Genomic DNA, 11,753 nt, shown 5'->3' on the forward strand with positions numbered 1-11,753 from the left:
TGTAGTCGACCTCGTCGGGGTCGCAGTTGGTGTCGAGGATCGCGATGACCGGCAGCCCGAGCTTGCGAGCCTCATCGACCGCGAGGTGCTCCTTCTTGGTGTCGACGATCCAGACCGCCGAGGGCACCTTGGACATCTCGCGCATGCCGCCGAGCGTCTTCTCCAGCTTCTCCTTCTCGCGCTGGAGGATGAGCAGCTCCTTCTTGGTGTAGCCGGACCCGGCCACCTCGCCGAAGTTGATCTGCTCGAGTTCCTTCAGCCGCGCCAGGCGCTTGCTGATGGTGTTGAAGTTGGTGAGCATGCCACCGAGCCAGCGGTGGTTGACATAGGGCATGCCGACGCGGGTCGCCTGCTCGGCGACCGGCTCCTGAGCCTGCTTCTTGGTGCCGACGAACAGGATCGTCCCGCCGTGGGCGACGGTCTCGCGAACGAACTCGTACGCGCTGTTGATGTAGGTGACCGACTGCTGCAGGTCGATGATGTAGATGCCATTGCGCTCGGTCATGATGAAGCGCTTCATCTTCGGGTTCCAGCGACGCGTCTGGTGCCCGAAGTGGACGCCGCTCTCTAGGAGCTGGCGCATGGTGACGACGGCCATGCCGTTGTCCTCCTCGTATGTCGTTGTGTCAGTTTCGTCGGCCGCGTTGACCCCCACGGATGGGCGCCTCAGCGGCCTGCCTGGTGCCTGCATACGCACCCCGCGTCACGCTCGCGCGTGAGGACTGAGGTGGTGCGCCCCGGGGCCCGATCCGAGGATCGATGCCCGGCGAGAAGGCACGCGAATTCGACCGGCGCAAACCGGTCGCGCCATAAGTGTACGCGCCGCTCTCCGAGCGCAGAAATCCGGGCCTGGGGTGGCGGGTCAGAGCCGGTCGCGGAGCCAGGCGAAGTCGGCTCGGTGATCTTCGGCGCCGCCGGGGGTCTCGCAGATGACCGGGGCGCCGGCGGCTCGCACCAGATCGACGAAGCCGTCCTGGTCGATAAGCCCACCGCCGAAGTTGGCGTGCCGGTCGGCGCCGGAGTCGAAGGTGTCGCGGCTGTCATTGGCGTGGACCAGGTCGATGCGGCCGGTGATGCCCTTGATCTTCTCGACGGCAGTGTCGAGTTCGATGCCGCCGGCCCAGGCATGACAGGTGTCGAGGCAGAAGCCGACGTGGTCGGCACCCTCGGCGCTGGAGATGGCGTCCCAGACGCCGGCGATCCGATCGAGGTGCCGGGCCATGGCGTTATCACCGCCGGCGGTGTTCTCGATCAGGAGCGGGATCTTGAGGTCAGTTGCCTCGATCGCCTTGCGCCAGTTGTCGAACCCGACAGCCGGGTCGATCGCCTTGTCGACATGGCCGCCATGGACGATCAAGCCCTTGGCGCCGATCTCGGCTGCGGCGTCCATGTGCTGCTGCAGCAGTTTGCGGCTAGGAATCCGGATGCGGTTGTTGGTCGTCGCGACATTGACGATGTAGGGCGCATGGACATAGAGGTCAACGCCCGCTGACTCGGCGTCGGCACGCAAACCGGCTGATCCGCCGGCGTAGGCGATGACCGGGCCCTTGTAGCTCTGCGGCGAGCCGAGGAAGAACTGCACGACACCGGTGCCACGGACGGCAGCCTCGGCGATCGGGTCCTCCTGCGGGACGTGGGCACCGATGGGGAGGGCGGCGGACGGCATACGTTCAGTATCACCGAGGGTCACCCGGTCGGCAGCAGGATGATGTCGACGGGCACGAGCAGGAAGACCGGATCTACGTAGTCCCACTCCCCTGAGGTTCCTTGACGAAGCGCGCCGACGTGGAGGCACACGCTCGGCAGGCAGTGGCCCAGGGCGGTGTCGAGGGTGCCGATCGGTTGGCCGCGGGCGACGACCTGACCACGACGCACGGCGGTGGTCAGCGGCTCGTAGGTGCTGCGCAGGCCGGTCGCGTGCTGGATGGTGACGGTGCCGCGCCCGGCGAGCACTCCGACGTGGGTGACGATGCCGTCATCGACGGCGTGCACCTCCTGCCCCGCAGAGCCGGCCAGGTCGACACCGCGGTGACCCGCGGCATACGGGGTGGGTGGCTTGGCGAAGGGATGCACGATCCGCGGCACCGGGACCAATGGCCACGACCAGGGTGTCGCCCCGGTGCGGCCCGCGACGCTCGCCGCGGATCGTGCATGCGGGGTCGCGTCATGGAGGGGAGAGGACGCGGCCACCGCGGTCGCTGCCCACCCGAGCGAGGCCCATCCGAAGAGCATCGAAACGATCAACCGGACGGTGGCGGTGGCGGGCGCGATAGTCATGAGTCCACCATGCCGATCGGGATTTCCGCTGGCCAGTACCCCTTGATTTCCTGTGGATCGTGCGACTGAGCAGGCAAAACCTGTGGATCGATGTCACCGATCGCGGGTGTTCGTGCCACGCTCGGACCATGAGCCGGCCACCCGGGCATCCCGCCCTTGCCCCGTTCGGGACCACCATCTTCGCGACCATGTCAGCCCTGGCGGTGCGGCACGACGCGATCAACCTCGGCCAGGGTTTCCCCGACACCGACGGTCCCGAGGTGATCCTCGCGGCTGCGAGGCAGGCGATCGCCGGGGGACGAAATCAGTACCCGCCCGGTCCGGGTGTCCCCGAGTTGTTGGCCGCCGTCGCGGCGCATCAGCAACGCTTCTACGGGCTCGACGTCGATCCGGGCAGTCAAGTCCTCGTCACGGTCGGCGCGACGGAGGCCATCTTCTCGACCATCCTCGCCCTGGTGCAGCCCGGCGATGAGGTCGTCACCTTCGAGCCCTATTACGACTCGTATGCCGCCTCCATCGCCCTCGCCGGTGGCGTGCGACGCACCTGCGTGCTGCGCTTCCCGGATTTCGCGGTGGACGAGACGTCCCTACGCGCGGCCTTCTCCGAGCGCACCCGGATGGTGCTCCTCAATACGCCGCACAATCCCACCGGCAAGGTGTTCACGCGCGCCGAGATCGAGTTCATCGCGCAGTTGGCGCGCGAGTACGACGCCTGGGTGGTCACCGACGAGGTCTATGAGCATCTGATCTTCGACGGCGCTGAGCACATTCCGATGGCGACACTGCCCGGCATGGCCGAGCGAACGTTGACGATCTCGTCGGCCGGCAAGACCTTCTCGACGACCGGATGGAAGGTCGGTTGGGTGAGCGGCCCGGCCGACGCGGTGGCCGCGATCCGTGCTGTCAAGCAGTTCGTGACCTATGTCGGCTCCGGCCCCTTCCAGCCGGCCGTCGCCACCGGCCTTGGGCTAGGAGATGACGTGTATGCCGGCCTCGGTCGCACGCTGCAGGCCAAGCGGGATCTGCTGGTCGCCGGCCTGCGGGAGGCCGGTCTCGCCGTCTCGGTGCCGCGCGGGACCTACTTCGTGATCGCCGACGCCGCATCGCTGGGAGCGCGGGATGCCTTGGAGTTCTGTCGTGAGCTACCCGAACGCGCCGGGGTCGTCGGCATCCCGGTCACGGTCTTTTGCGACGACCAGGATGCCGCCCGGACGCTGGTGCGCTTCGCCTTTTGCAAACGCGACGAGGTGTTGCGAGAGGCGTGCCGTCGTCTGGGGTCGCTGGCCAGCTGACCCGGCCCGGCCCGCCGCCCATGCGGCGCCTGCTCCCGCCCTGAACGCGGGAAAGAGCTCGGAGGGGATCGGTCAAGCGCCCTGCGGGTAGGGCCACGCGATGCAGCCCTGCAGGCCGAGGGTCTGCTGGACCATGATCGGCGCTCTGGCCCCAGGCCTCGGGCAGTTCTGGTGCGGGTGCCAGAGGCTGTGGCCAACCTCGTGGTTGATCACATAGACGCGGTAGAGGTCGAGGTCCTTGTAGTACTTGACGCCCTCGACCCAGCGACGCGCGTTGATCACCGCGCGGCCGTTGCGATTGCACGAGACCTCGCCCAGCGTTTGCAGTGGAGCACACAACTGATCGGTCAGTTGGGGGCTCGCCAGCGTCACCTTGATCTCGACGGGCTCCCCCGCTGCGAGCTGCGCCGGGCTGACCGCGACGAACCGAATGTGGTCCTCGGGCTCCCAGCCCCGCGCGTCCGAGAGGATCGAACGCACGTCTGCGGCAAAGGCTGCGGAGTCGACACCGAGACCGTTCTCGACTTGGACACTGAAGGTCACCTTGCGGCCGGCCCGGTCGGTGTCGGAACCCGGGATCGCGACGGCAGTGAGCGTGCCCGACGCGCTGTCCGGCACGCTGGTCGGTTCCGATCGAGCGCTGGCTGTCGGCTGCCCAGGCGTGGCGCCGCTCGCGGACGAGGACGCTCGTGGGCTCGCTGCGGCCGTGGCTTCCGGGAACACTCGGGCGGTGGACATGGCTGCGGACGTGGCACCCGCTGGAGCGTCGCTGCCAGCGAGCTTGACCACCAGCGCGACAAGTCCGATGGCGGCGAGGAACGCGATGGTCCGTCGTAGCCGATAGCGCCGTTCATCGCTCATTGGCCGGCCAAACCGTGGTTCCTGCGTGGGCGGCGTCCTCGAGGGCCGTTCATGCGCGCGGGTGGGCGCGGGCATACGTCTCCTTGAGGCGTTCGACGGAAACCTGGGTGTAGAGCTGGGTGGTCGCGAGCGACTTATGGCCGAGCAACTCCTGGACGGTGCGCAGGTCGGCTCCGCCGTCGAGCAGGTGGGTGGCCGCCGTATGCCGCAGCCCGTGCGGTGCGACCGAGGGTGCCCCGTCGGGGCGAGCGGTCGCCGTGCGGACGGCCGTCCGCACCTGCCGCTGGTCGATCCTGCCACCTCGGGCGCCGAGGAACAGGGCCGGTCCGCTCGCTGCGTTCATCAGTCGGGGCCGGGCCCGGGTCAGCCAGTCGCCGATGGCACGCTCAGCGGGCACGCCGAAGGGGACGATGCGCTCGCGGGCCCCTTTGCCGAGCACCGTGGCGGTGCGCGCCCCGAGATCGACGTCGTCGACATCCAGCGCGGCGAGCTCGCCCACGCGGATGCCGCTGGCGTAGAGCAGCTCGACCATGGCCAGGTCCCGCAGCGCGGCGGGATCCCCGTCGTCGGCCGCGACGGCCGCTGCGCTCAGGGCCTGCTCGGCCTGCTCCGGGGTCAGGATCTCGGGCAGGTCTCGACCCTTGCGCGCCGCGAGAAGTCGCACGGATGGGTCTTGACCTAGCCGCCCCGTGCGCACGGCCCAGGCGTAGAAGGTCCGCACCGACGCCGACCGACGAGCGATCGTGGCCCGGGAGGCGCCACCGCGGGCAAGCGCCCCGAGCCAACCACGCAGAGCGTTCAAATCCGCACCAGCGAGCCGGGCGCCGGGCGAACCGCAGCCGGCATCGTTGAGGTGGTCAAGGAGCGCCCGAGCATCCCCGAGATAGGCCCGGACCGTGTTGGCGGAGCGCCCGCGCTCGATGCCCAGATAGCGGCCGTATGCCGCCAGCAGGGCCTCGTCGTCGGTCACCGACCCACCTTTGCAAGAAGTCGTGGGGTGATCAAGGAGGCACGCACGCACGGCGGCGACTGATACCTGTGGGCTCTCGAGCCGCGGGCGTCATGATCGCAACCAGCGTTCGCCGCTGCGCCGAGCCAGACCAGCGAGTTCGAGCGGACCGAGGCTGGCCTGCACGGAGAGCACATCGAGCGCCGCCCGCTCGGCGAGCATCTCTACCGAGGCAGAGCGGCCCATTGGAAGGACCTGGAAGACCGCGCGCTGGGCCGGGCTCAGCGCGTCCTCGGGTCGCGGGGGCTCCCGGGGCCGCTCCACGGCATCGACTCCGAAGCCGCCGACCAGATCGGCGACCTCGGCCGCGTCGGTGACCAGGGTGGCCAGCTGGTCGCGGATCGCCTGGTGGCAGCCGCTGGACGGCATCGAGGTCACCGGCCCGGGCACGGCTCCGACCGGCCGGCCCAGGTCGGCCGCTCGGGCCGCTGTCTGCAGCGAGCCAGAACGTAACGCGGCCTCGATCACCACCGTCCCGCCCGTCATGGCAGCGATCAGCCGGTTGCGCTGCAGGAAACGCATCCGATAGGGCGCCGATCCGGGCGGGAGCTCGGTCACGACGGCCCCGGTTTGCGCGATTGTGGAGATCAGGCGAGCGTGTGCGGTGGGATAGACCCGGTCGATGCCGCAGGCGAGAACGGCGATCGTGACACCGTCGGCGGCGAGGACCCCAGCATGCGCGGCCGCATCGATGCCGAAGGCCGCGCCGGAGACGATCGTGAAGTGACGATCCACGAGCCCGCCCGCGATCTCTTGGGCGCGATCAAGCCCGTATGCCGTCGCCGCCCGCGCGCCCACCAGCGCCACGCTCCGTCGCAGGGCAGGCGCTAGGGCAACCGGGCCGAGCACCCACAGGCAGTGCGGGGGCATCTGAAGATCGAGCAGTCCCGGCGGCCAGTCGGGATCACTCGGGATCAGGATGCGCGCACCCAGCCGTTCGGCGATGAACGTGTCGTCCGCGTCCTCGGCTCGCTCCAGGCGGGCGGCGAGCCGGCTCGCGAGCGCTTTCGGATGTCCGGCGCGCAGGCCGGCGACGGCCTCCACGGGATCGCCGGTCTCGGCGAGCAATCGGTGAACGGCCGGGTCCTCGGGCTCGCTGATCCGGGCGAGGAGCACGCGGGCCGCTCGTTCGGCATCTGCCGAAGCCGAGCGTTCGAGGTCTGTCGGGGCGACCCGGTGGGCTGCCTGCGAGGTCATGCCGCCTCCTGCCCATTCGTGCGCAGCAGGAGCGCGATGCCCACATCGTCGGGGCCGGGCGACGACCGACCCGCCAGGTCTGCCTGGGTCCAGGCCACGCGCAGCACCCGGTCATAGCCGCGCAAGGTGAGCAGCCCGCGCTCCAGGGCACGATCGATGTCGCTGGTGACCGTGGGCGGCAGGCGCCACTTCCCGGTCCTCAGCACTCGGCCGGGAACCTGCGAGTTGATCCGCCATCCCTGGCCTTCGGGGGTGCGTGACCATCTCGCCTGAGCGGCTGCGCGCGCCGAGGCCACCCGCTCGGCCACTACTGCGGTGGCCTCTCCCCCAGTCGCCGCGCTGGCGGCCCGAGTCACCGCCGGGACGTGCACTTGCACGTCGACCCGGTCCAGCAACGGCCCGGCCAGCCGGGCGGCATACGAGCGTCGCCGCAGCGGCGAGCAGGTGCACCGGAGCGCCTTGCCGAAGCCCTGGCCGCACGGGCAGGGATTCGCGGCCAGCACGAGTTGGAAGTGCGCCGGATAGGTGACTGTCATCCGCGCACGCGCCACGGTGACCTCGCCCGATTCGAGGGGTTGTCGCAGGGACTGAAGCACTTCGGTGCGGAACTCCGGCGCCTCGTCGAGGAAGAGGACGCCGAGGTGGGCTGCGGAAACAGCGCCTGGACGGATCAGCCCGGAGCCGCCGCCGACCATGGCGGCGAGGGACGCGCCGTGGTGGGGCGCGACATACGGCGGCGTGGTGTCGAGCAGGGTCTCGGCATTGGCGTCGCCCTGGAGCGAGCGGATGGACAGGACGTCCATGGCGTCCTGGAGACCGAGCGGCGGCAAGAGGCCGACGAGCCGCTCGGCGAGCATGGTCTTGCCCGACCCGGGCGGTCCGGTGAGCAGCAGATGGTGCCCGCCTGCGGCCGCGACCTCGACCGCGACGCGAGCCTGCGCCTGCCCGGAGACATCCGCGAGATCCGGCACCGGGCGTGCGGCCGGGCCGACGCCGTCCGCGACCGAACCTGCCGGCCACCCCGCGGGGGCACCGAGTTCGCGATAGCGCTCGACGGCCTCGGTCAATGTCGCCACCGGATGGACGCGCACGCCGTCGACCAGCCGCGCCTCGGCCGCGTTGACCTCGGCCACCAGCACATCCTCGATGCCGGCCCGGGCGGCTGCGAGCACGGCCGGCAGCACACCCGGGATGCCGCGCACCGACCCGTCCAGGCCCAGCTCGCCCAGGTGGGCGACGCGGCGACAGGCCTGTTGCGGGATCGCGTCCAGCCCGGCCTGGATGGCGACGGCGATCGCCAGGTCGTAGCCGCTGCCGTTCTTGGGGACCGATGCTGGCGAGAGATTGACGACGATCTTCTGGCTGGGCAGCGTGAGTTTGCTCGACTCACAGGCCGCGCGGACCCGTTCATTGGCCTGACGACACGCCGCGTCGGGCAGGCCGCTGACAATCAAGCCCGGCAGGGCGCTGCTTAGGTGGGCCTCCACCCCCACCACCCGACCGCCGAGCCCGTGCAAGGCGATGCTCGTCGTCGCACCCAGCGTCATGGCGTCACTCCCACGACGTGCCGTACCCGGCTCGGCTCATCGGTGCCGACGAGTACACCGACGACGTCGAAACGAATGCCTTCCGGTCGCCACTGCTGATGCTCCTGCAACCAGGCCACGGCCAAAATGCGCAGGCGGCCGAGCTTGCGGTGCGTCACCGCCTCGATGGGGTAGCCGGCGCTCGTGCCCCGGCGCGCCTTGACCTCGACGACGACCAGATCGCGGCCGGCCCGCGCCACGATGTCGATCTCGCCGCGGGCGCACCGCCAGTTCCGGTCGAGGATCTCCATCCCCTGATCTCGCAGAAAGCGCGCCGCGACCCCTTCTCCGAAGGCGCCCAACGCGCGACGGTCATCCCCTGCCATCTCGATCCCCTTTCCGGGATCGAGCCTGCCGGTCGGGGGCGGCTATGTCAGCACGCCACGAAAACCCTGGGGATCGTGCATCTTAGAGCCCGGTCGAGCCTGTGGATGACCCGTTCCTCGCGACGGGAGCACGTCAAGCGCAGCTCAAAAACCGCCCTTGGGCACCTGAAGGTCCGATTTGGCCAGCTCTTCGACGTTAACGTCCTTGAAGGTGATGACCCGCACATTCTTGGCGAACCGCGCCGGCCGGTAGATATCCCACACCCAGGCGTCGCTCATCGTGACCTCGAAGAAGACCTCGGCGCCCTCGCCGCGCACCTTAACATCGACCCCGTTGGCGAGATAGAAGCGCCGTTCGGTCTCGACGACATAGGTGAACAGCCCCACGACATCGCGGTACTCGCGATAGAGCGCGAGCTCCATCTCGGTCTCGTACTTCTCCAGGTCTTCGCTGCTCATGCCAGTTCGCTTTCGTATGCGGCGAGGTATTCGCCGTCACTATCACCCAGGTCGTTCCCAGCGACGCCCGGCAACCGCCACGATCGCCGGTGCAGCGGGCACGGGCCACCGGCTGCGAGCGCGGCGAGGTGCTCGGGAGCGGCATACCCCTTGTTCTCCGCCCAGCCGTATGCCGTGTGCTCACGCGCGTACTCGACCATCATCGCGTCCCGGGTCACCTTCGCCAACACGCTGGCGGCGGCCACTGACGAACACTTCAGGTCCGCCTTGATCATCGTGGTCACCGGCGGGGTGGTCACGTCCGTGGTCAGTGCGAGCAGCCCGACTTCGGCGGGGTCGGTCAGCCAGTCGTGGTTGCCGTCCAGGATGACCAGATCGGGGGTCACCGCGATCTGAGCGAGCGCGCGCCGCCCCGCCAGCCGCAGGGCCGCGATGATCCCGATGGCGTCGATCTCCTCGGGCCAGGCGTGCCCCACGGCATACGCCCGGCTCCAGCGGTGGATGCGCGGGACGAGCGCATGACGCGCCGCGGGGGTGAGCAGTTTGGAGTCCTTGACCCCCTGCGGGGCGGTGCGGCACTCGATGTCGATGACGACCACGCCGACGGTCACCGGCCCGGCCAGCGCACCTCGGCCGACCTCGTCCATGCCGGCCAGCACGGCATACCCATCCCGCTGCAAGGCGCGTTCGACGCGCAGCGTGGGTTTGCGCGAGCGGCCACCGACCGGGCGGATCGTGCGACGCGGCATACCGGTGGTGGTCATGGCGCGGGGACGGCGGCGAAGGTGGAGCCGTAGTTGGACAGCCAGCCGGCGCGGCCGATCGGCCAGACCAGGACGAACGCCCGACCCGTCACCAGGCTCAGGTCCACCGACCCGTCGGAGCCATTGCCCGAGGCATCGTGCAGCCGAGAGTCGCTCGAGTGACCGCGATTGTCGCCCATCACCCAGATCTTGCCCGCGGGCACGGTGATATCGAAGACGATCTCGCTCGGCTTCTCGCCGGCCTTGACATAGGGCTCGTTGATCGCCTTGCCGTTGACGCTCAGCCGGCCCTGGGCGTCGCAACAGGTGACGTGATCACCGGGCAGCCCGATGACCCGCTTGATCAGGTGACCCTCCGCCGTGTCGGGCAGCAGACCCACGAAGGTCGCCGCCTTGACCAGCTCGTTGATCACCGGCCCCCGGTCCTTGGTGGGGGTCGGGGAGAGCCAGTTGCCCGGGTCCTCGAAGACCACGACATCGCCGCGATGCAGGCCGATCAGCCCCGGCACAAGCTTGTTGACGATGACCCGGTCGTTCTTGACGAGCGTGGACTCCATCGACTCCGAGGGGATGTAGAAAGCCTGCACCAGGAAGGTCTTGACGAGGAAGGAGAGGGCCAGCGCAATCGCGCCGACTACCACGAACTCCCGCACGGCCGCCGCCAGCGCCGCAGCTGGTCGGCGCCGTTCCTCCTCCTTCGACGCAGCCGGCTTCGCCGTGTCGCGCTCCCCCTGCAGCGCTTTGGTCGCCGGCACGCTCGGCATCGGATAGCGGGCGTCGGGGCCGGGCTGCGTCGCCGCCAGGCCCTTGCCGGCAGCCACGTCCTCTGCGCCGGCCGCGGTCTTTCCGGCCGCGTCGGCGTCGGCGGGGGGCTGACTCATTTCGTCGCTGCCGCGGGGATCTTCGCGAGCTCGGCGTCGCTGGCATACGAGCCGGTCGTGCCCATCCGCCCCAGGGGCCAGTAGCGGAAGACCGGCCGCCCGATCACATCGGTAACGGGCACCATCCCCCCGCCCGGGTCGCCGAGGTGGGCGCGGGAATCGGCGGAGTTGGAGCGGTTGTCGCCCATCATCCACAGCCGCCCGGCGGGCACGCGGACATCGAAGGGCTGCAGGCTGGGCTGCATGCCGCCGACCAGATAGGACTCGTTGATCACCGTGTCGTTGATGGTGATCTTGCCCTGCGCATCGCAGCAGACCACGTGATCTCCGGGCATGCCGATGACTCTCTTGACGTAGTCGCGCTCGTTCAGGTGCACCCCGAAGACGCTCGCCACGGCGGCAGCGGCCTTGCCGAAGGTGCCGGTGAACCGCTCAGGGGTGCCCGCCGCGAAGGTGTCGGTGCCGTTGAAGACGACGATGTCGCCTCGGGTGACGTCATTGCTCAGCTTGCTGACAACGACGCGATCACCGACTTCCAGGGTCGGGATCATCGAGCCCGACGGCACATAGAAGGACTGCGCGACGAAGTTGCGCAGGAGCGCCACGAGCACGAGCGCAAGGAGGAAATGCACCCACAGCGGCAGTTGCTGCTTGGTGCTCTTCGCGGTTCGCCGCGACGACCGCGTGACCGCGGGCGCGTCGGCTTCAGGCTCGGACGTCATAGGTGAGGCAGCCTAACGCGAGACCCTGACAGCCCGGTTGCGGGCGGTCAGGGTCTCGGGGGTCGAGTCGGCGTCAGTTGGCCGGGGTGTCGCGACGCTCGCGGATGCGCGCGGCCTTCCCGCGCAGACCACGCAGGTAGTAGAGCTTGGCGCGGCGCACATCGCCGCGGGTGACGACCTCGATCTTGTCGATGATCGGGGTGTGCAGCGGGAAGGTCCGCTCCACACCGACGCCGAAGGAGACCTTTCGGACGGTGAAGGTCTCGCCCACGCCGCCGCCGTGGCGACGGATGACCAGGCCCTGGAAGACCTGGATCCGGGAGCGGGTGCCTTCGATGACCTTCACGTGCACCTTGACGGTGTCACCGGCGCGGAAGGC

The 11,753-nt window shown here is 69.4% G+C and carries 14 protein-coding genes; 1 reads left to right on the forward strand and 13 read right to left on the reverse strand.

Annotation, left to right across the window (positions count from 1 at the left end; translation table 11 throughout):
* From rpsB to PKH97_RS07925, 3 genes are all read right to left on the reverse strand, one after another.
* Positions 1 to 598, reverse strand: a 598-nt coding sequence (rpsB, locus tag PKH97_RS07915) for a 30S ribosomal protein S2 (protein ID WP_324386878.1), incomplete at its 3' end; no start/stop codon positions are given.
* A 264-nt stretch (positions 599 to 862) separates the two neighbouring features.
* Positions 863 to 1,666 carry a deoxyribonuclease IV gene (locus PKH97_RS07920; RefSeq protein ID WP_324386865.1) on the reverse strand — a complete coding sequence of 268 codons (804 nt, stop codon included), beginning with the start codon at positions 1,664 to 1,666 and terminating at the stop codon, positions 863 to 865.
* A gap of 20 nt (positions 1,667 to 1,686) precedes the next feature.
* On the reverse strand, positions 1,687 to 2,277 hold the full coding sequence (locus PKH97_RS07925) for a M23 family metallopeptidase (RefSeq protein WP_324386866.1): 591 nt from the start codon (positions 2,275 to 2,277) through the stop codon (positions 1,687 to 1,689).
* A gap of 128 nt (positions 2,278 to 2,405) precedes the next feature.
* Between PKH97_RS07925 and PKH97_RS07930 the strand changes: the two genes are divergently transcribed.
* Complete coding sequence (locus PKH97_RS07930) at positions 2,406 to 3,569, forward strand: pyridoxal phosphate-dependent aminotransferase (RefSeq protein WP_324386867.1); 1,164 nt, start codon at positions 2,406 to 2,408, stop codon at positions 3,567 to 3,569.
* A 72-nt stretch (positions 3,570 to 3,641) separates the two neighbouring features.
* On the opposite strand, the gene PKH97_RS07935 is transcribed toward PKH97_RS07930, so the two are convergent.
* The 10 genes from PKH97_RS07935 to rplS all read right to left on the reverse strand — a co-directional run.
* Complete coding sequence (locus tag PKH97_RS07935; RefSeq protein WP_324386868.1) at positions 3,642 to 4,430, reverse strand: DUF3152 domain-containing protein; 789 nt, start codon at positions 4,428 to 4,430, stop codon at positions 3,642 to 3,644.
* A gap of 49 nt (positions 4,431 to 4,479) precedes the next feature.
* Positions 4,480 to 5,400, reverse strand: a complete 921-nt coding sequence (locus PKH97_RS07940; protein ID WP_324386869.1) for a tyrosine recombinase XerC — start codon at positions 5,398 to 5,400, stop codon at positions 4,480 to 4,482.
* Between the two features lie 90 nt (positions 5,401 to 5,490).
* Positions 5,491 to 6,636, reverse strand: coding sequence for a DNA-processing protein DprA (gene dprA / locus PKH97_RS07945; RefSeq protein ID WP_324386870.1), 1,146 nt, complete (start codon positions 6,634 to 6,636; stop codon positions 5,491 to 5,493).
* A complete protein-coding gene (locus tag PKH97_RS07950; RefSeq protein ID WP_324386871.1) occupies positions 6,633 to 8,183 on the reverse strand; it encodes a YifB family Mg chelatase-like AAA ATPase in 1,551 nt (516 codons plus the stop codon). Before PKH97_RS07950 ends, dprA begins: the two co-directional genes overlap by 4 nt.
* Positions 8,180 to 8,548 (reverse strand): YraN family protein, encoded by a 369-nt coding sequence (locus PKH97_RS07955; RefSeq protein WP_324386872.1) that lies wholly within the window; start codon positions 8,546 to 8,548, stop codon positions 8,180 to 8,182. The genes PKH97_RS07950 and PKH97_RS07955 overlap by 4 nt, the downstream gene beginning before the upstream one ends.
* 144 nt (positions 8,549 to 8,692) lie before the next feature.
* Positions 8,693 to 9,007, reverse strand: a complete 315-nt coding sequence (locus tag PKH97_RS07960) for a DUF2469 domain-containing protein (protein ID WP_324386873.1) — start codon at positions 9,005 to 9,007, stop codon at positions 8,693 to 8,695.
* Entirely contained in the window at positions 9,004 to 9,756 is a 753-nt protein-coding gene (locus PKH97_RS07965; protein WP_324386874.1) for a ribonuclease HII, read from the reverse strand. Before PKH97_RS07965 ends, PKH97_RS07960 begins: the two co-directional genes overlap by 4 nt.
* Before the next feature lie 11 nt (positions 9,757 to 9,767).
* Complete coding sequence (lepB, locus tag PKH97_RS07970; RefSeq protein WP_324386875.1) at positions 9,768 to 10,652, reverse strand: signal peptidase I; 885 nt, start codon at positions 10,650 to 10,652, stop codon at positions 9,768 to 9,770.
* Positions 10,649 to 11,374, reverse strand: coding sequence for a signal peptidase I (gene lepB / locus PKH97_RS07975; protein WP_324386876.1), 726 nt, complete (start codon positions 11,372 to 11,374; stop codon positions 10,649 to 10,651). Before lepB (PKH97_RS07975) ends, lepB (PKH97_RS07970) begins: the two co-directional genes overlap by 4 nt.
* Before the next feature lie 73 nt (positions 11,375 to 11,447).
* Positions 11,448 to 11,753 (reverse strand): 50S ribosomal protein L19 (gene rplS / locus PKH97_RS07980; RefSeq protein ID WP_324386877.1); only part of this gene is annotated, 306 nt, incomplete at its 5' end.

The organism is Nostocoides sp., assembly GCF_035343835.1.
Taxonomy (GTDB): Bacteria; Actinomycetota; Actinomycetes; order Actinomycetales; family Dermatophilaceae; genus Nostocoides_A; species Nostocoides_A vanveenii.